Below are 18,981 nucleotides of genomic sequence, written 5' to 3'. Positions count from 1 at the left end.
TAACTGGTTATGGGTCGGTCTATGTCTGACACTTGCCATTCTATCCTGTCCTGTTCGCCACCTACCGCTAAGGCTCGTACGATTTGCGCCTGCGAGCGGTCTATCTCAGGTTGGCTCCTGGCACTTGTCATCATTGGCATTCTAACCTTCCCTACGAAGAGTGCCGATGCCGCGAACGAAAGGCCGAACGTCGTCCCGAGCGTCGTCGAGCAAAACACCACCGGGTATAGCCAAGCATATCCTGCCGGAGCGCCAAAGACGGCCTCCTGGTGCAATGGCGCCTCCAAACCCGAGAACGGCGAACCTCCCGTCGACTTCACCGCCGTCACGGGAATAGCGTCTGTATTTCCAAAGTTCGGGGCGACAACGCCGGGCAAGGACGGCAAGATCGTCGTCGCCAACGGAAAGACATGGGTTCGCCTCCGCACCACGAAGGAATGGGTTCTGGTGCAAGACCAGTCGGAGAACGAGATCGTCGGAGCCCATTTCGACGCGATTGTCGCGAAGAACATGGCCGTCCAGTTGAAGGTCGAAGTTCAGACGGATGGAGGCACCCTTGTCGACGGCCCTCCTTCCGGCCGCAATGACCTGATGTGGCTCGTGAGGCGCGGCAGCTACGCCGCCGGCGCCGTCGATGCCGTTTACGTCCAGATCGACATGAAGACGACGGATCCCGAGATGAAAGTGGTCGCTAATGTCGGAGCCGATTGGTGGCGCTCTCCGGACGCGCTGCACAACGGTGCCAACAATCGAGGAGCCGGAAATAGCAACTGGGTCGAGCTCTCTACCAATTGGTCAACACTCTATTTCTTTTCGGGTAGCACGGCCCAGTTCGTCGCGGACCCACCCCCACCCCTGGCCGAGTCTTCGCTCCCCTCCACTGTCGCCAGCACCCAGCGCACTGCGAGCGGACCCTCGCCGTGTCTGCGCACCCTGGCGCCGCGATAGGAGCCATACGCAATTCATCCTCGCGATAGTCGAGACGTCGCGAGGAGCTACGCCGATCGCATCGGGGCCGTCGCCTCTCGACGCAGATTTTTGAAAGCACCTTTGCTCTCGCTAATATGATTTCCGCGTGAAGTCTTTGATATGAGGCCATTCATGTCATTAACCACATACGGTTCGAAGTCCTCATCCCCGATGTCGGCAAGGCGGGGCGTCTCACTCCAGAGGCCGCTCCAATTCTTCATCGTGGCTGGCGATTTTCTGCTCATTCTGCTCAGCTACGCCGCGGCCGACCTGATCTACCGCAGATTCATGGCGACACTTGCCGAGCGGGAACCTCCCGTCGGTGTTGCGTTCCTTGTGGCGACAGCATTCGTCGCCATCGCCTTCTTCAGAGGCTATTACGACAACCACAACCTGGCCAACACGAGCTTGCAGTTGCGCAATACCTCGACCGTATGGCTTCTCTCACTCGCAATTCTCGTCCTTTCCGCCTTCCTGCTGAGATCGACCGCCGAGTTATCCCGCATCACCATCGTGCTATTTACCGCGACCGGCTTCGTTGGTCTGGTCGCACACCGCGTGATTTGGCGACTTGCCTTGTCTTCTTCTTTCGCGCGCAAGCACTCCCCCAAACGAAGAGTCGTGTTGATCAGCGGCGAGCCGCTTGACTTCACCTCAGCCCGTTTCAAGGATCTGCGCAGAAACGGCTTTCAGGTCGTAGGTCACTTCGTCCTTGATCCTGCGCTGAAGTCTGACGCAGCCGCAATGAAGCGCGAGCTCGCGAGTGTCGTTCAAAGCTCGGGTCGCGCAGGCGCCGACGAATTTCTGCTGGCCTTCACCTGGCGAGACCTGCCGCTATTTCAACATCTGAGCCAATGTTTGCGTCAGGCGCCGAATCCAGTCCGCCTGCTGCCGGATTCCGAGATCGCCGACCTTGTATCTCGGCCATTTGCACCCATCGGCGGATCTGTCACGATCGAAATCCAGCGAGCGCCTCTTTCGGTCGGCGAGCGAGCCTTGAAACGCGCCACCGATATTGGCCTTGCTTCGATCGGCTTTTTGTTTCTTGCGCCCTTGCTCATCATCACGGCGATCGTCGTCAAGCTGGATTCGCCAGGCAGCATCATTTTCCGTCAGACCCGCCGTGGTTTCAACGGCGAGTTGTTCGATATCTGGAAGTTCCGCAGCATGACGGTCTCGGAGAATGGTCCCGAGATCAAGCAGGCAAGCAAGGAGGACGCGCGCGTTACCAGGGCCGGCCGGATCTTGCGCAAGACCAGTATCGATGAGTTGCCCCAGCTGTGGAATGTGCTGCGCGGAGAAATGTCGCTAGTAGGTCCGCGGCCCCATGCTCTCGCGCACGACAACTATTATGATCAGATGATCGGCAATTACGCCTGTCGTCGTCACGTCAAACCAGGCCTGACCGGCTGGGCTCAGGTAAACGGCTTGCGCGGCGAGACACCCACCATCGATCTGATGAATAAGCGCGTCGAGTATGACGTATGGTACGTCTCAAATTGGAGCATTTGGCTGGACATCCGCATCATGATGCGGACTGTGGTGGCACTTTCGGGTCAGGACGTTTATTGAGCGATTCTTATCGTAGGCTCAGCATATCGCGGATCAGCGTTGCGCGATCAGCGCTTTTCGACGTCGGTCTCGTGCCATGCGCCACCGAGCTGACCGCCAAAGTCGTCTATTGTGAGGTAAGTGTCTCGCTCGACATCGTCCGGGCCTAATGGATGGGTACGTATGACAAGACCCGCCCTTGACCTCCCGATATTGGGTTAGCTCGATCCCGCGGCAATTTCGATCCGAGCCGGGTTCGATTCAAGTTGGGACGATTGTGGAGACCGGAGCGGCATGGGCGTTCCCTGCTGCAAGGAGCCTGCTGTTTTATTGTTGGTATCGGCAATAATGCCGGCACTCTGGGTCGGTACTGCGGCGCAAATCTTATCCCTTCGATGGCTCCAGTCCATTACCCCAAGGATAGCGAACTGCTCAGTTCACAGGATCACCCGACGGCCGGCCAGCCAGAATCGCAAAGCTGACCGCTGCGAGATTTAAGGCAACCGCGCTCGTGCGTCGTGCGACGTCCTGAACGGCAGTCACGTCCAACGGATTTGAGCCGAGCAAGTCATCAAGCTCGGCCTGGAGAATTTGGAGCTCCGCCTTGCACCCATCCAGCACGATGTTCAGCATCCCCGGGTCACTCAAAGGCCTGCCTCGCATCTACTGAGCGTGTTGTTCTGGTCGTTATGTCAATTCGTAAATAGCCGCAGCGGAGAGCTAGCGCCGGTGGCGGGATATTCCGGGGCCGCGCGAACGTTGCGAGGGACAAAATGATAGGGAAAGTTGAGCGCAACTTGTGGCACACCAAGGCTGGTCGGGCCCTCGGTCCCGATCGGAAGACCGCTAGGAGTGTGACCAGCTCCTGCATCGCGTAGCGCCTGCTCCATTGGTCCGCAGGACGTGCCCAAGTTGTCGGATCTTGCCGAAACATCGTCCAGCGCAGCAATACAAAGGATTGAAAACCCCACAACTGTTCTTGCCCACATGAAGAAAATTTAGATGGGAGGGGCCACGTCGATTTGACGCATCTCAAGTTTCAGCAATTTTCACTCCCTCCGGGCGCTAGTCCACTCCCTTCAGCAGTCTGACTTACTCCCTCAGGGGGTGCGAACGGGCGGTTGACGTGCCCTTGTAAGCCCTACCTTTCGAGGGTTGGTGATGCTTGAAGGCATTAAAATCGGTTGGGATGCGGAGCGAGATATCCGCGACCGCCCTGAAGAACAATCTAACGAACTTTCTTGAAGCCCTGCACGACACGTTCGACGGCATTCCGAACGCGTTGGCCGGCTACCACCTTGAGGAAATGGAAATTGAGGTCGAGGTGAGCACGGAAGGAGAGGGCGGCCTGCTGGGTACAGGAGGCAAAGTGGGCGGAAAGGGCAGCCTTACGTTTAAGCTGAAGCGGGATATCGCGGCTACCTGAGAAGACCAAAGCCATGGAGCTGTGGTCCAGCGCGTTGCTAGAAGCATTTCACGATGCCGGGGGGCTCTACCCTGTTTAGCAGCAAGCCGACTTCAATCGTGTGAATAAGCGCCGAACTTTGGCTCTGACTCACTTTTGATGCAGTTCGAGGGATGTCTGGCGTTTTGATTGGAGGAGAATCAGCGCCATGCAGCAAGCACTCCACCGCTCCAGTCTGGTGCCGCGTGGGTTTGTTGTAGAGAGTGCGTACTACGAGGGTGATAAGGCCATTGTTGTGGTCCGGGCGTCCGGAAGCATTGGTCTGTGCCCATCGTGCGGAACGGTTTCGCGACGTGTCCATAGCCGCTATCGACGCCGCGTGACCGATCTTCCACTCGCGGGGCGGATCGTACAGCTCCTGGTAATCGCCCGCCGCTTCCGCTGCGATGCCGTCCTGTGCGGGCGCCAAATCTTCACTGAGCGCTTCGCCGAGGGGATGCTGGCTCCATCAGCGCGACGCACGGCGAGGCTGGACTCTATCGTTCATCACCTTGGTCTGGCGCTTGGTGGTCGACCAGCGGCAGGCTTCGCAAAACGGCTGATGCTGCCGGTGAGCAAAGACACGCTCCTGCGCGTGGTCCGACGCCGTAGCCGTCCGCCGACCGACCCGCTCAGGGTTATCGGCATCGATGATTGGGCCTGGCGGCGCAATCACCGGTACGCCAGCATCATCTGCAACCTGGAAAAGCGCCGGATTGTCACGCTGCTGCCGGATCGGGAGCCCGCAACCGCCCAAGCGTGGCTCGCTGCTCATCCCACGATCGCGATCGTCGCCCGTGACCGTGGTGGAGGATATGGCGAAGCCGCAGCAAAGGCTTTGCCGCACGCGGTACAGGTGGCAGATCGTTGGCATCTGATGGAGAACGCCAGCCGAGCCTTCCTCGACGCCGTCCGCAAATCGATGCGACAGATCCGCACCGTCATTGGCGCGACCACGATCGATCCCAAGCTGCTCACCGCCGCCGAGCGCCTCCAATATGAGGGCTACCTGCGCCGCGAGGAGAGCAATGCGGCCATACTGGCCCTGTCGAAGAACGGCATACCCATCAAGCAGATCGTGCGCCGGACTGGCCATAGCAGGAAGCTGGTGCGACAGGTGATCCGCGGCGAACGCCATGATGTCTTCCGGACCCGGCAGAGCTCACTCGATCAGCATCTGCCATGGCTTGATGATCAGTGGGCGGCCGGCTGCCGAAACGGGGCTGAACTTTGGCGCCGCTTGGCGGCCCGTGGCTTCCGAGGCTCGCTCCGCGTCATCAGCGAGTGGGCGACTCGTAGACGACGGGCTGAAAAGGCCGACGTAGAAAACCTGCAGCGGATACCGTCAGCCAGAACGATCGCACGTCTCATGACGATCGGCCGAGACTTACTTACGAAAGCGGAGACCGTCACGGTCGCGGCGATCGAGACTGGCGTATCAACCTTGGTCGAGGCGCGCGAGATCATCGCTGAATTCCACTTGATGATCCGGCGCAAAACTGAGGAGGGACTCATCCCGTGGATCGAGCGGGCCCGCGCCAGTCTCGTCGCCTCTTTCGCCAGTGGCGTTGCGAAAGATGAAGCGGCGGTTAGGGCCGCAATCATTTCGCTTTGGTCCAATGGACAGACTGAAGGTCAGATCACGCGCCTCAAGCTCGTCAAACGTCAAATGTACGGTCGCGGGAAAATCGATCTGCTTCAAGCCAGACTAATCGGCGCAGAATAATCGGAGCCGCATCAAAATTGCGTCAGAGCCCCCTTTGGACGCCGATCGGGGGTCCCAGTCCAACGCCGATTGACAGCGTAACGGTATCTGGGCCGCACCAAGGTTTCCCATTCGGAGGCTCAGGTGCGGCCTTTCCGTGTGGTACGTCCGCTTAGAACGAAGGGCGGACATAGGTGCGGCTTGGCCGAGATGCCGCTATGGGCCATGACCGCACATCGCCCGCGATCAGACCTTTGCCAGTACTGGAGCGGGGCATCCGCAGACCGCAATTACGTGTATAAGGAGGCTGGAGGTCAGCGCCATGGCTGCGTCGGGGCAGGACCGCATCGAACGGCGACTTGCTGCAATACTGGCGGCCGATGTGGCTGGCTACAGCCGGCTGACCGGTGTGGACGAAGAGGGCACGCACGTCCAGCTTCAGGCCCACCTGCGCGCTCTTGTGGATCCCAAGGTTGCCGAACACCGTGGCCGGGTTGTCAAGAACACCGGAGACGGGATGTTGGCTGAATTCAGTAGCGTAGTGGACGCAATGCGCTGCGCTCTTGATATCCAGCGCGAAATGGCCGAGCGCAACGCTGAGGTGCCAGTCGAGAAGCGCATCGAGTTCCGCATCGGTATCAATGTCGGCGACATCATCATAGACCGAAATGACATTTTCGGCGATGGAGTGAATGTTGCAGCGCGGCTGGAGGGATTGGCAAAGCCCGGCGGCATCTGCGTCTCGGATGACGTGTACCGGCAGGTTCGGGGCAAATTCGATGTCACCTTCGAGGATACAGGCGAACGGCAACTGAAGAACATCGCGCGGCCAGTGCGGGTCTTCCAAGTCGCTCTTGATGATGCGCGACCCGCCAAGCCAATCTCGCAGCACAATGTGCCGTCGGCTGTGCGTCGTCGTTGGAGCACATTCGCCCGGCCGATGGGAGCTGCAGTCCTGCTGATCGTCGGCGTCGTGGGCATAGCATTGTACTTCCATCTTGGCCGCACGCCCGTGCAGCTGCCGGACCAGCTGGCAAAGCCTCATGAGGGCTTCTCCATCGTGGTGCTGCCCTTCGCCAACCTATCTGGCGATGCGAGCCAGGACTATCTGGCAGACGTCATCAGCGACGAACTGACCACCGGGTTCTCGCGTTTTCGGAACAGCTTTGTCATCTCCCGGTCAACCGCTTTCACTTATAAGGGCAAGCCAATCAATGTGCGGCAGATCGGCAAGGATCTCGGCGTGCACTATGCCCTGGAAGGCAGCGTTCAGCCGAGTGGCGACCGGCTACGGGTGAATGCCCAGCTTATCGATACCGAGAGCAATGCGCATGTCTGGGCTGACCGGTTTGATGAAAACCGCTCCGACCTCTTGCAGATGCAAGATGCCATTGTTCACCGCATCGCGTTTGCGATCGGTATCAAGCTAACTGACGTAAGAGCGCGAGAGGCACAAACTCGCGCTGCCAATCCCAATGCGGAAGACCTCGCTTTCCGCTGCTCCGCGGCGCTCATGCGAACGGTTTGGACATCAGAACGTGACTCTGCCTTCGGCCTCTGCGAGCAAGCGTTGGAGATCGACCCTCAGAATGTTCGCGCGCTCTCCCATCTGACATTCAAGTTCACTCAACGCTATTTTCTTCTTGCGGCTCCCGATATTCAAGCCGCCGCTCGGCGTGCGGACGAACTTGCTTCCTTAGCCGTAAAGATCGATCCGGGTTACCACATGGCTCACGTGGCCAAAGGCGATGCTCTATTGGTAGCGGGGCGCTATCGGGAGGCGATTGATTCTTATGAGCGCGCCCTGATGTTAGTCCCAAGCACCATTCTGATTGGATTGCCTCTGGCCTACAATTTTATCGGCGAGCCGGAACAGGCCATGGCCTATGCCGACAAAGCGATACGCCTCACTTCTCACGCCTCCTTGCTGCCGACCTTATATCTCGCCAAGGCCATCGCCTTCAGCATGTTGAACGACGCTGAGCAGGCGCTTGTATGGATTGAGCGGGCCGAAGCTGCTGCTCCAGATATTCTGTTAATCGGATTAATGCGGTCTGCATTGCTTGCCCTGGCAGGCAAAAGGGAAGAGGCGCGCGCAGCAATGCAGCGCTATCTGGCGAACGATAAATCCCCTATCCGGACCTTGTCTCAATGGCACGCTCGGCAGTCAGAAAAACCGTTGCCGTCCTATAATCCGCTTGTTCTTGCGCGTCTTCTTATTTTGAAGAATAAATTTGATGACGGCCTCCGAACAGCCGGACTGCCGGAGTGAGCAACCGCGGTCGCCTGCCGACGAGGCTGATGTCTCGTATGGGTCAAAATGCGAAGAAGTCAAACACCGAGCGCCATCGGCTCACCGTCTTCGGAGCCGGTTTGACTGCAAGCACGAACGCCTCGAACAATTCCCAACAGCTCACGCCGGAGGGCCGCGTGGGACCATCTTTGAACTCTGGGAAAGTGCCGGGGTTGTCATCCCGAGAGTAGTCGCCATTGGCGCGCTTCTCCAGCACCGAAAACGCGGGCAAGAGGTTGTCGCTGACAGAGTCCACAAAGAGCGCATACGCGGTAGCGTTCAGGGCGATGCCTTCGCTGGCCAGAAATGTAGCGACCCGCGCTTGCTCGGCGACCCGTGGCCGCACCGCTTCGCGAACTTCAGGCTCCTTGGCCCAATCCCAGTGAGGATCGGACCTTGGGTCCTCCTCGTAACTGTCAGGAGCCTCGGGGCGGATCACTTCCCACACGAAAAGGTCGCTCAATTCGCGCCAGACCTTCGCAGGTCCGGGATCATTCTCGTACTGCGCGACAAACCAGCTGTACCATCGGCCAGCGAGCGCGATTGCGTTTATGCGGGTAAGGGGCTGACCTTCGCCATTCCTCTGGGCTCGTAGCGTCGCAAGGCGCGTTTCAACTTCGGCTTCCCACTCTCCGAGGCGCACCTTTGCCTCGTGCCGAGGAGTGTCCGCTGGCAGCTTGAGGTGTGCTTCACGCCTGAGACCATAGAGGCGCTGGTACGCCATACGTACATCTTCGGGAATGACCTTGCGAGCAAACCAGCGACCATCCGCAATCCTGTTTAGTGCGACCATCCGCAATGCCATTTGTAGCGCCTTTTGTATTTTAGGCGGCGCGAATACGTCAGGTCTATCAATAAGATGCTGAGAATACGGAGTTTTCCGCAGTGGTGGTACAGTTGGGTGGGCTCGAACCACCGACCTCCTGTTCCACAGAACGAAGGTCGAGATTCGACCGCACCGGTTTCCAGAAACAACGGGAACGAAACGTCACGAACGCGATCGACCCCGAACGAAAACGCAGCAGAATCAACCACAGCGGTCGATAGTCTGCCGTTCATGACGGTCTGTGCTGATTGAAGGCACCCATCGGGAAGCGTTCGCCCTTGAGATGGGCTTCTTTTTCTGCTCAGCCATCCAGGATATCTGTTCAACCGCTAATTGCGGTTGCCCAGCTGAAGTCGTAGTGAGCGCTCAACAACTTTATTGCGACAACGGCGACGAGAACGCAGATGATTTGCAACAGCGTTCTGGTCGAGAACACTCTACTGAATAGCGTCATGATACCGCCTCTAGCGCTGGTGACCGAGCCGGATTCCAAGCTTGAGCGCCTTTTGGCGGAGTGATCCCTCGGAGCGCTTTGTGAGCTTCGAGATATTTGCAACCGGCGTCTTTGCTTTCGAATGAGCGCGCAGCTCTTTCACGTCGGCCTTTGTGTATTCACGACGCACAGTTTTCTTCTTTGTAGCCGTCTTCTTTGCGTTCTTCGCCACTTTTAACTCCTCGGTTCGAGAGTGGCGTACTAGCACAGCCGCATTGAGGCGCAACTCTCGATCAGTTGACTCTATATCCTGGTCCGGCGCGCTGTACGCAAGTGGGCCAGCTCACAGTTGGGCTCACACAATCTATGATATATATTGGCTTTTATCGCACTTTTGGGGATGGAGTGAATGCCGAAGAATATTGTGATCTTTTCCGACGGCACAGGCCAGGCCGGCGGCATCAATTTCGACGAAGCGCGGACGAACGTTTACAAGGTCTACCGCGCCTGCCGCGTCGGCCCCGACACGAGGTCGAACCATCCGAACAGGTCGCCTTCTACGATGCCGGTCTCGGTTCTGCGTCTGATGGCGGTCATTTCAAGATTGGCTGGATGCGATGGCTGTACAATCTCGCCAGCATGGCGACGGGCCTCGGGATCACTCGGAACATCGTCGATTGCTACGCCGCGATCATCGCCCTGTATGAGGAAGGCGATCGGATCTTCCTGATCGGTTTCAGCCGGGGCGCCTACACGGTCCGATCGGTTGCAGGGGTCATGACCTATTGCGGCGTCCCTCGCCATATGCCCGATGGCTCGCCCTTGCGCCGCGACCCAAAGAGCATCCACAAGCTGGCCGAGCATGCGGTCAAGGATGTCTATCAATTCTGTCCATCCTACTCGCGCAAGATTCTTGGATACCGGCGGTTCCTGCTGGAGACTCGAGATGCAATTGCCGCGCAATTTAGACAGCAGTACGGTAGTACAACCACCGTCAACGGCGCCGAGCACGCGAACGTCTTCCCCTACTTCATCGGCGTGTTCGATACGGTCGCCGCCCTTGGCCACAAATATCTGGGCGCGGCGCTCGTGACCTCCGGCATTGCGTTACTGATGGGGTTGCACTGGCTCGGTAGCTTCCTTCAGCCGGTGTTTCCATGGGCCGGATGGGTGGCATGGATTCTGAGCTACCTCGGCATCGCCATAGCGCTAATTGCTTTTCTCATGAACTATCTGAAGATCGCGCCATCCTTGCCCGACTATGGATTCTGGAAGCGCCTCCAGACCGTGCATTTCGCTCCGCCGAAGCACAAATTCTACGACACGACCCTCAATCCCAACGTGGGCTACGCCAAACATGCGATCTCGATCGACGAGAACCGCGCCGATTTCAAGCGCGTCACCTGGTCGCCCACGGCCGAGAAGCAGGACCAACGAGACGCGCACGGCAATCTTTACTTCGAACAGGTCTGGTTTCCGGGCGTGCACGCCGATGTCGGCGGCGGCTATCTCGAGAATGAGGCTCGGCTCTCGGACGTTGCGCTGAACTGGCTGCTCGCCGGAGCTTCGCTCATTCCGGACGGGCTAAAACACGACGGCAGCGTGCTACGGCTGTCGCCCAATCCCGCGGGTCCCCAGCACAATGAACAGGCGGGAGGCTTCCTCAAGGCCGGGGTTCGTGACCTGCCGATCGATCCCGAGGCGGAAGAATCGAGATCACCGATGCACAAATCGGTCTATCGGCGTTCCGAGGCGGCGTCCGTTCTTCTCTACGATCGCATGGCGGCCTACCGCCCGGACAACATGAGCGTCCACGTCGACTTCCAGCACTATTTCGATGGAAGCGCGGGTCAGCTGCCCCAATGCGTGGCCGATGACATTGAACAGAAGTGGGAGAATGCCGGCTATGTCGGGCGGCTCTGAACATTGACGAAACGGTTCTGTCGGGCAGCCTTCGAGACGGCCTTCGGCCTCCGCGGAGACGAGGCGCGCACATCACAATGCCGAGAGTGGACTCGCCACCTAACTCGCAATTCGGACCCTTTGTAGCTCGTCAAAAGCCGTCGTTCATACGCTATTTGTCGCCGGCTCGAAAAGGTCCCTACGTAGGTTTTAATCCTGGACGCAGGTGCTCCCACAGACCCCCTCCGCTCGCAATTTCCGTGAAGTAGGTATCGGCGTTCGTGAATTTGCGCGAGGTCGTTTCGGCGCGCGGGGCCTACCAGGATGCTTCAGACCCGGCAGAAGCAAGCTAATGCAGGGCTTTCTCAACTAAGACGTAGCCGGGAGCGAACTGCGGTGCGAGCGCCGGCGCCTCCGCAAGCCGAGCGATGTATGTCGCACGCGTCTCGCTGAACAGACGAGGCTCAAATGCTTGTCAAGGAGCACAGTCCTGTCCTCCAAGGATGGACCAGAAGTCCAGAATACGTGCCCGCAAATCCGCGCGCCAGATTTCCGCTTTGACGGCAACTCGCCGATGCCCCAATGGCGGAGAGAGGTCCGTGACAGAGCGTCCGATTCTGCGACGGAAGAAATATCAGGCACAACACAGATTCAACCCTCAGGAACATGGCGACACACCTTTCGCGCAAGCTCAAGGTCGGGCCGCTAAGTCGTCGTGGAAGGAAATCGGCATGGAACAGTCCCCCCAGGTCGGCGACAGGATCACCGACAAGTCAGCTTTGCCCGATGACAGCACTGTCCGCGACTGGATCGGACCGGGTGCGTTCAAGAATTGGGCCCGCCTGCAGAACTGGATTGAGGAATTCTACCCCGGTGTTTTCGCGCCGGAATGGCTCTATGGCGGCAAGAAGCGCGGCTGGTCCCTGCGCTACAAGAAGACAAAGGCGTTCTGCACCTTCCTGCCCGAATACAAGCGGTTTTCGGCCGTCGTGGTCTTGGGGGGAGCGGAACGAGAAAAATTTGAGGAGCGGCGTTATGTATGGCGCTCGCAGTTGGTCAAGCTTTACGATGAAGCCAAATCACACCCGGACGGGAAATTCCTAACAGTTGCGATCTCATCCGCAGATGATCGGCATGATGTGACGGAGCTTTTGACTATGAAGCGCCCTCCACCGTCGCGCGGTTGAATGTCGCGGAAGTCCTAAGTTTCGCGACCGAGTCGACAACGCTAGACTTTCGGAAGCGCAAGACGAAGCTATCCAGTAGCCAGAATATATAGTTCGCAGGGCAACGGAGAATGCAGCACCTTGCGCCCCAGCGGAGCGTCGTTGGCTGCATTCCTCGTTGCTATAGAAACTATACATGCCGGCTATTGGAAAGCTTCGCCTCGTGCTGCGATCAATCCGTACCACTTTCGCGGATTTCATGAGTGACGTTGATTGGCTGACCGCTCACTCCCAACGCGATCAAGAGGCATTTATGGCTTTCACATTGAAGATCAACGGATCACTCCATGAGGTCAATGTCGACGGCGACATTCCGTTGCTGTGGGTGCTGCGTGACGTGCTCGGCATGACCGGGACCAAGTTCGGTTGCGGCCAGGCGCTGTGCGGCGCCTGCACCGTGCATGTCGACGGCCAGGCGGTGCGCTCGTGCCAGACAACGATCGATAGAGTCGGCGACAGCGCGGTCACCACGATCGAGGCGATCGGACAGGCGCCGCAGGGCGCGGCCTTGCAGAAGGCGTGGCTAGAGCTGGAGGTGGTGCAGTGTGCGGCGAAGAAGGGGCTCGAGGCTGTGGCGTTGGTGAAGCTCCGACAGCCATTGTCAGTGCTGCAGTAACCAATGCTATCTTCGCCGCAACCGGCAGCCGTGTGCGCAGCCTGCCGATCGATACAAATAAATTCGCTGAAGTCGTCGTCTTAGTCGTTGCCCGTCATCCCGCGCGTCGTAGCGCGGATAGGATGACGGTCGGGAACTAAAGGCCCCGGAGCATAATGACTATGGGAACGTTCGCGTTCTTCGCGGGTCCCAATTTCGTCTAATGGCGAGAGACGAGGTTTAGTGGTACGAACGAGCATGGCGACGCCCCCGCTGATCCTTGGAGAACAGGTTCGGAGCACTATCGGTGCCGGTAGCCGGCAGTAAAGGCCACCACAGTCATGCCCACTTCGAAGCCGGTTCCAAAGCAGGTTCTCGTCGGGCAGAACGTTTCGCCGCCCGCGGGCGGCACTGTCAAATTGTCTACAACAGACCTCAACAACTTGATGCATGCGCTCGACATCGATGTCATCGCGTTGACTGAGATTTTGGTGCCGCACGGCCATCGAGTCGAATTTGGGACGATTGACGTACCCGGGATCCACTACAACTTAAGCGGCGTGGGGCGCATATCGATCAACGGCGGACCGACGATACCGTTGAGCCCTCATTTGCTCATCATCGTGCCGCCAAACACTCCGTTCATGATCGAGGTCGACGGCGGAAGTGGCCCACCGAAGCTCATTTCGAGAGACTGCTGGACTCGTGAAGACGGCATCCTCCGCGTCGCAGTGCCGAACGAGCCGCCCGAAATCGTCCAGATATGCGGCTTTTTCAACGCATCCTTTGGTCAGTCTGTGAGGCTGTTCGGAGAACTCCGCGAGCCGGTGATCGAGCAATTCGAGCCGGCCGACAGGATCGATCTGAAGCTTCGCGAGGCTATGGACGAGTTGCTGCAGCAAGAGGTCGGCGTTGGAGCCATGACCGCGTCTCTGCTCAAGCAGATCATTGTCTCGTTGGTACGACGGTCCCTCAAGTCATCCCAGCGGTGGACTGAACGATTTTCGATACTTGCCGATAGGCAGGTCACGCGTGCTTTTGCAGATATGGTGGCGCGGCCGGGAGCCGCCCATTCCGTTCAGAGTTTGGCGCACAGTGCAGGGTTGAGCCGTTCGGCGATCATGGCGCGTTTCTCGGACATCTTTGGACAACCCCCGATGGCCATCCTGCGAGACTTGAGAATGCGCCAGGCTGCGATCGATCTGACGACAACGACGATGTCGATCGACGTCGTTGCTCTTAATGCGGGGTACGAAAGCCGTTCAAGTTTTGTGCGAGCTTTTCGAAAGGCGTACAATCGAGATCCGAGTGACTATCGGCGGATAGCCAAGGATGGCAAAGCCCAGAAGGTTAATTGAGAACAAGGTGCGATCCCAAAGCAAGAAGGGGGCCGCCCACCACGGCGCCTTCCGCTTTGCGTCATGCAGAGCAGCGCTCAGACTCAGGTGCTTCTCAGCCCGTAATTCATCTTAAGCCCCTTAAATATCAGCTGCCCGATCCGGCGAAGGCTTGCGCCGTATTTAGCCCTCCACCATCGGCGCTATCAAGAATGCTCCCGGCCCCAGCCCCAAGCGCGCGGGTTCGTGACGGACGGCTGCAGACGAGCATCGGCGACGTCTCGCCCCTCGACGACGCCATCGCCGCTTTCAACCAGCTGCGCGCCTGCCCAATTCCGGACGCATCGCGACTGGCTCCTCAGGCGCGTTCAGGACTGACGTCGTGAGCAGGACAGCCGCAGCGAGAACCCAGTAGTACCAGGCGTCGAGCCCGGCGAATTTAAAGGCAAAAGGTGCGATGATAAAGACTACGCCGACGGCGCGATCGACCCAAAGGTGCAGCCAGTAGGGAATGATACGGACGAGCCCGGTGGGATGGTCGGTCAGCGCGGCCAAGAGCAGCGCGGCCACACCGGCGACAACCGAAAGCCACATGGCTGCCGGTCCGCTCTGACCGAGCTTCAGCACGAACGGCGCTGCGATCAAGGCGATCGCGACAGGATAGTCGATCAAGTAGGCGTGCATAGACTTGGTGACGAAGCGAAACGGCATCGGAGACCCCTCTGCTTGGTTCACTCGAGCGGGTCCTTGCGACTGTGGAAAGTGCATCCACCCAAGAGGGCGATACGCCATCCTGTGCCGGCAAGCACTCCGTCACGGGCCAACCCGGTTAGACGAGCAGTAAGGGTACGCCGGCACGCCAACCATTAGAAATGCCGGGTCGTTATCGTTTCCATTCCACCCGCCGCGCCATGGAAGCGGGTTAGTTTGGCGGGTCGACCGCCGGTCCAAGGGCGGTGCTTCAGTGTCCGGCTGTCGAGGTCAGGGAAGGCTTAGGAGGACAGCATTGTTCGCTTCATGCGTAGCGCATTTGGGTGGTTTTTGAACCTGCCGCAGTGAACGCATGCGCCGCATGCTCTCCCCCGACGCTTACGATTGGCTCGGGAGACGCGCGAACTGATGTACGATCTGAAGTCATCTCCGGTGGCAAGGAAGGCCGTGGTTCGACCGGTTACTCGATTGGGCAAGGATCCTTCTGCAGTCCGGCGCGTTGGGCAACTCGGCTTCTGGGCGTGCGTATGAATCGGCCCAATCCACCATGAGCAAGTTTGAGCTAGTTCCAGCAGCCAATGTCAAGCTGGAGACAGTGTCACCCAACCAATGACAAAACAGAAGACCGCCCCTTCCTCCCTGCCCTCGACCGATGGTACCGCCGCAGGTTCAAATCATGGAGGCGCAACCATCGATACGATATTCGATTCAAGTTGCGATCTGACCAAGGGAAGCCGCGCCGCCCAACGCAACGAACATGCTATAACTCATTGATATTTTAGCTGCAGCGCGAGCTTTGCACCACGGAACCGATGACCCGTCATCGCCGTTTTTGCCCCCTATGGACGACACTGTTAACATCACGGGCTTCAGCACCCGCTTACTAGAGAGCAAACGTGGAGGGATTTTCGTGCGCGAAGGTGGCGCCGGACCGGCCGTACTTCTCTTGCATGGCATTTCCAGAGACGGGCTTGATGAGGCGCGACAAGTTGGGAGCTAGTAGGCCGCAACAACTACTGATCGACCTGCGCTCGCGATCAGCCCATGCTGCCCGGCATAAAGCAGCGCGCCTTCGGGTGACCATTTAGGTTGTAAGGCCAGACCATCGTGCGGCCAGCGCGGTTCGGTCCATCCACGACAGCGTCGTTCGGAACATCAACCCACTCACCATCAACGCGTACGCGATAGTGACCATCCTTAGTTTTCCAATCGGCGTCATCAACGCGCTTCGCATCGCTGCCATCGCAGCAGGGCCCTTTGCCGCTGCGCAAGCTCTCATACCAACCGTTCAACTCAGGGTGCTGATAATCGTGGGCGTGGGCGCGGCCGAGTGCCATGACAGCGAGTACAACAAGCGTTGCATGCCACATGTGATTACTCATCTTACACCAAATCTCGGATTCTCTCTCTGCAGTCAGGAAATCCGCATCAACATGCGAAGCTTTCTCAGCTCGCCGCAGGTGGTCGTCGGCAAGGGCCTTGAGCTGATACGCAATCGCCGAGTCCGCCATGGTTCGCGCAGCGCGGAGCAAAGTCTGTGCCGTTTCAAGATATTGCTTTCTTCGTCGTGAAATCTGCAATGTCATGAATCCCTCGCGCGGTTTTCGGACGGCTGATTGAAGGCGATCTGGAGCCAGCCCACCCAATCGCGGTCGCCTTTCCTACGAGACCTGAAGCGATCGACGCACTTCTTGGAACAAAGAGGCGTTCGCCACGAGTAGTGCCGGATGAGACCAAACTTGACATCACAAACTGCGCATCGCGCGGCTCTGCCAGATTTAAGACTTTCGGAGCAGCCCGGCATTGGAGTCTCCTCTTGGTAAGATGCTCACTTTCCTCGATCGTCGTCTTTTGTACTGTAGCACTTCACGGGCTTTGCGCTTTCCAAACGCATACAAGACGACCGGGATCGACGGCTCAATTGAACGTAGGTAACCGTCGGACATCTAAAGGGGCCACGGAACGATACGAAAGGTTTATGGCGCTCGCACCTAAAGCCACACTTCCACATCGGGTCAAAAGCGCAGGTTTGATTGCTGACCCGTCATTCGAAAACCGACCCTGTCCCTCGTTATTCCTCGTTATCCAGCCGATTTCCAATGTGCTAGTTTGAACTAGCGATCGGTCATTTCTAGGCTTTGCGCGGGGGCGCGGTACATCGGACGACGCGCGTTCATCGCGGCACTCTGCTGCGCAGCCTGGCGGGCGAATTTTGAGTGAAAGCAAGGTGGAAAGCGCATGAGAGACCTGGCCGGACAGACCGCATTCGTGACAGGCGCTGCCTCGGGGATTGGACTGGGGATCGCGACCGCGCTGTCACAGGCGGGGGTGAAGGTCATGCTCTGCGATATCGAGGATGAGGCGCTGAAAACGGCGGTCGCGGACCTGAAGACACGGACCAACGTCGATGTCGATGGCGTGAAAGCTGACGTCTCGCTCAAAGGCGAACTTCAGGCGGCGGCGGACGCGACCGTCGCGCGGTATGGCAGAATCCACATATTGGTCAGCAATGCGGGCGTGGGTGGCGGCGGCACCTATGGTGAGTGGACTGATGCAGGCTGGAATTGGGTCCTCGGCGTCAACCTGATGTCGGTGATCTGGGGCTTCGAGATTTTCCGTCCGCTGATCGAAGCGCACGGCGAAGGAGGGCAGATTGTTTCGACGGCGTCCGTCGCCGGACTGATAGCGGGCCCAAGTCTGGCGTACGATGTTAGCAAATATGGAGTGGTGGCGCTGTCCGAGGGGATGCGTAACGTGCTCGCGCCGAGGAAGATTGGGGTATCCGTTCTGTGTCCGGGCGTCATCCGCACGCAGATAATGAACTCTCGGCGCAACGTGCCGCAGCGATTTGCTGGGGCTGTCGGCAACCCTCCGCCGACAGAGGGACCCCGCGCCGAGTTCATCAAGGCATTGCTGGAACGGATCAACAACGGCATTGATCCGCTCTATGTGGGCGAACTGGTTCGCGAGGCCATCGAAAACGACTGGCCCTATATTTTCACCGATACTGAGCACGAACCGTTCATCGATGAGCGCTTCGCAGCGATCAAGCAGGGCTTCGACCGCATACGCGGACGAACGCCGCGACGCTAGCTCTCGCATCTGCTCACAGCCGCTTGTGGCCCGCCACCGATCTGAGCGCGGAGCGCCGTGGAGGACTGTTTCCGGAGGATGAAGCGACGAAGATCATGCCAGCTGTCGAGGTCAGCCTTTGACCGACCGACATTGCATTGGACACGCAGAGGCCATCATACTTAAAGCTGGATGGAATGATAGGAGGCAGGGAATGAGGTGCCTGCGCATATATGCAACGCCTGACGGGGAGTCCCATTTTGGAGAGGTCGACATCGCGATGACGATGACGCCGGCGTTTCCTAACGAAGCGCCGTTTGAACTTTCGGCTTACTACCCAGCGTCACGCATCCGTTTTGCTCATGTCCCCGCCGGTGTGCGCGAAGCGGGCTTTCACACGCCGCCGGATCGACTCCTCGCAATATGGCTCGATGGCCACGTGAATTTGAAACAAGCGATGGAGAGGTGAGACGCCTTCCGGCCGGAAAAGCTGTTCTCGTCGAGGACACGCACGGGAAAGGACACATCTCGCGGCACCCCGAGGAAGGACAGAACGTTATCACGGTCATACTGCCGGGCGGCCTTGGCGCACCGCTTGATTAGTCACCTTCTGGCCTTCAGCGACCTCGGACGACGTCCGCTTTTCCGCCGCTGTTGGGGTTTGAGCGGACATCGGGCGCCGCTTAATGAGTACGCGACCTTCTGTAATGGGCCCGATGGTGTCAAGCCTCCCGAGTGAACGCCACGCCGCCGAGCTCATGCTTCTGTCCGTGGTCAACGCCTGGTCGCCACATCATGCTGTCAGAGGGAGCGGTGAGCCTATCTAGATACGCGTGGTTCGTCGGATGACGGCCACTGGCCGTGTAACGGCTTCACCGGATCCACCGTCCCGGCGACGGGACTTCGGGCACCGGACT

Annotated in this window: 15 protein-coding genes and 1 pseudogene; 11 read left to right on the top strand and 5 right to left on the bottom strand. The window is 58.6% G+C overall.

Translation table 11 applies throughout. From position 1 onward, the window contains the following. Positions 1–21 precede the first annotated feature (21 nt). Both OWC48_RS15630 and OWC48_RS15625 read left to right on the top strand, forming a co-directional pair. On the top strand, positions 22–948 hold the full coding sequence (locus OWC48_RS15630) for a hypothetical protein (protein WP_282520787.1): 927 nt from the start codon (positions 22–24) through the stop codon (positions 946–948). A gap of 153 nt (positions 949–1,101) precedes the next feature. Then, positions 1,102–2,541, top strand: a complete 1,440-nt coding sequence (locus OWC48_RS15625; RefSeq protein ID WP_282520786.1) for an undecaprenyl-phosphate glucose phosphotransferase — start codon at positions 1,102–1,104, stop codon at positions 2,539–2,541. Between the two features lie 411 nt (positions 2,542–2,952). Here OWC48_RS15625 and OWC48_RS15620 read toward each other — a convergent pair whose 3' ends face one another. Further along, on the bottom strand, positions 2,953–3,153 hold the full coding sequence (locus OWC48_RS15620) for a hypothetical protein (RefSeq protein WP_282520785.1): 201 nt from the start codon (positions 3,151–3,153) through the stop codon (positions 2,953–2,955). Positions 3,154–3,685: 532 nt separating this feature from the next. Between OWC48_RS15620 and OWC48_RS15615 the strand changes: the two genes are divergently transcribed. From OWC48_RS15615 to OWC48_RS15605, 3 genes are all read left to right on the top strand, one after another. Then, entirely contained in the window at positions 3,686–3,946 is a 261-nt protein-coding gene (locus tag OWC48_RS15615) for a hypothetical protein (protein WP_282520784.1), read from the top strand. Positions 3,947–4,133: 187 nt separating this feature from the next. Further along, entirely contained in the window at positions 4,134–5,690 is a 1,557-nt protein-coding gene (locus tag OWC48_RS15610) for an ISL3 family transposase (protein ID WP_282520783.1), read from the top strand. 301 nt (positions 5,691–5,991) lie between these two features. After that, a complete protein-coding gene (locus tag OWC48_RS15605) occupies positions 5,992–7,941 on the top strand; it encodes an adenylate/guanylate cyclase domain-containing protein (protein ID WP_282520782.1) in 1,950 nt (649 codons plus the stop codon). Between the two features lie 43 nt (positions 7,942–7,984). Here the strand turns inward: OWC48_RS15605 and OWC48_RS15600 are convergent, their stop codons facing one another. Both OWC48_RS15600 and OWC48_RS15595 read right to left on the bottom strand, forming a co-directional pair. Beyond that, positions 7,985–8,767: a hypothetical protein gene (locus tag OWC48_RS15600; RefSeq protein WP_282520781.1), complete on the bottom strand. Its 783-nt coding sequence runs from the start codon at positions 8,765–8,767 to the stop codon at positions 7,985–7,987. 485 nt (positions 8,768–9,252) lie between these two features. After that, positions 9,253–9,453, bottom strand: coding sequence for a hypothetical protein (locus OWC48_RS15595; RefSeq protein ID WP_282520780.1), 201 nt, complete (start codon positions 9,451–9,453; stop codon positions 9,253–9,255). A gap of 173 nt (positions 9,454–9,626) precedes the next feature. Here OWC48_RS15595 and OWC48_RS15590 point away from each other — a divergent pair, with 173 nt between their 5' ends. The 4 genes and pseudogenes from OWC48_RS15590 (at position 9,627) to OWC48_RS15575 (ending at position 14,302) form a co-directional block, all read left to right on the top strand. Then, complete coding sequence (locus OWC48_RS15590; protein WP_282520779.1) at positions 9,627–11,144, top strand: DUF2235 domain-containing protein; 1,518 nt, start codon at positions 9,627–9,629, stop codon at positions 11,142–11,144. A 710-nt stretch (positions 11,145–11,854) separates the two neighbouring features. After that, positions 11,855–12,310 carry a DUF3788 domain-containing protein gene (locus OWC48_RS15585; RefSeq protein ID WP_282520886.1) on the top strand — a complete coding sequence of 152 codons (456 nt, stop codon included), beginning with the start codon at positions 11,855–11,857 and terminating at the stop codon, positions 12,308–12,310. Positions 12,311–12,602: 292 nt separating this feature from the next. Further along, positions 12,603–12,896: pseudogene (locus OWC48_RS15580) on the top strand ((2Fe-2S)-binding protein); the annotation flags it as partial. Positions 12,897–13,285: 389 nt separating this feature from the next. Continuing rightward, complete coding sequence (locus OWC48_RS15575) at positions 13,286–14,302, top strand: AraC family transcriptional regulator (protein ID WP_282520778.1); 1,017 nt, start codon at positions 13,286–13,288, stop codon at positions 14,300–14,302. A 288-nt stretch (positions 14,303–14,590) separates the two neighbouring features. Here OWC48_RS15575 and OWC48_RS15570 read toward each other — a convergent pair whose 3' ends face one another. Both OWC48_RS15570 and OWC48_RS15565 read right to left on the bottom strand, forming a co-directional pair. After that, positions 14,591–14,992: a hypothetical protein gene (locus OWC48_RS15570; protein WP_282520777.1), complete on the bottom strand. Its 402-nt coding sequence runs from the start codon at positions 14,990–14,992 to the stop codon at positions 14,591–14,593. Between the two features lie 1,037 nt (positions 14,993–16,029). Further along, positions 16,030–16,374, bottom strand: a complete 345-nt coding sequence (locus tag OWC48_RS15565; protein WP_404979770.1) for a hypothetical protein — start codon at positions 16,372–16,374, stop codon at positions 16,030–16,032. Positions 16,375–17,230: 856 nt separating this feature from the next. On the opposite strand from OWC48_RS15565, the gene OWC48_RS15560 reads away from it, so the two are divergent. Then, positions 17,231–18,085 (top strand): SDR family NAD(P)-dependent oxidoreductase, encoded by an 855-nt coding sequence (locus OWC48_RS15560; RefSeq protein WP_282520776.1) that lies wholly within the window; start codon positions 17,231–17,233, stop codon positions 18,083–18,085. 259 nt (positions 18,086–18,344) lie between these two features. Continuing rightward, positions 18,345–18,533 (top strand): hypothetical protein, encoded by a 189-nt coding sequence (locus OWC48_RS15555; RefSeq protein WP_282520775.1) that lies wholly within the window; start codon positions 18,345–18,347, stop codon positions 18,531–18,533. Positions 18,534–18,981: the final 448 nt, after the last annotated feature.

It is taken from the genome of Bradyrhizobium sp. Arg816, from assembly GCF_029989365.1.
In the GTDB taxonomy this organism is placed as follows: domain Bacteria; phylum Pseudomonadota; class Alphaproteobacteria; order Rhizobiales; family Xanthobacteraceae; genus Bradyrhizobium.
Note: the sequence above shows the minus strand (reverse complement) of the source record. Positions and strands in the feature narration are given on the sequence as shown.

Excerpts from the sequence above, each read along its gene's own strand:
- OWC48_RS15630 (WP_282520787.1), top strand. The coding sequence starts at position 22 with ATGTCTGACACTTGCCATTCTATCCTGTCCTGTTCGCCACCTACCGCT.
- OWC48_RS15620 (WP_282520785.1), bottom strand. The coding sequence starts at position 3,153 with ATGCTGAACATCGTGCTGGATGGGTGCAAGGCGGAGCTCCAAATTCTC.
- OWC48_RS15610 (WP_282520783.1), top strand. The coding sequence starts at position 4,134 with ATGCAGCAAGCACTCCACCGCTCCAGTCTGGTGCCGCGTGGGTTTGTT.
- OWC48_RS15555 (WP_282520775.1), top strand. The coding sequence starts at position 18,345 with ATGACGATGACGCCGGCGTTTCCTAACGAAGCGCCGTTTGAACTTTCG.
- OWC48_RS15560 (WP_282520776.1), top strand. The coding sequence starts at position 17,231 with ATGAGAGACCTGGCCGGACAGACCGCATTCGTGACAGGCGCTGCCTCG.
- OWC48_RS15575 (WP_282520778.1), top strand. The coding sequence starts at position 13,286 with ATGCCCACTTCGAAGCCGGTTCCAAAGCAGGTTCTCGTCGGGCAGAAC.
- OWC48_RS15625 (WP_282520786.1), top strand. The coding sequence starts at position 1,102 with ATGTCATTAACCACATACGGTTCGAAGTCCTCATCCCCGATGTCGGCA.
- OWC48_RS15585 (WP_282520886.1), top strand. The coding sequence starts at position 11,855 with ATGGAACAGTCCCCCCAGGTCGGCGACAGGATCACCGACAAGTCAGCT.
- OWC48_RS15605 (WP_282520782.1), top strand. The coding sequence starts at position 5,992 with ATGGCTGCGTCGGGGCAGGACCGCATCGAACGGCGACTTGCTGCAATA.
- OWC48_RS15565 (WP_404979770.1), bottom strand. The coding sequence starts at position 16,374 with ATGAGTAATCACATGTGGCATGCAACGCTTGTTGTACTCGCTGTCATG.
- OWC48_RS15570 (WP_282520777.1), bottom strand. The coding sequence starts at position 14,992 with ATGCCGTTTCGCTTCGTCACCAAGTCTATGCACGCCTACTTGATCGAC.
- OWC48_RS15600 (WP_282520781.1), bottom strand. The coding sequence starts at position 8,767 with ATGGCATTGCGGATGGTCGCACTAAACAGGATTGCGGATGGTCGCTGG.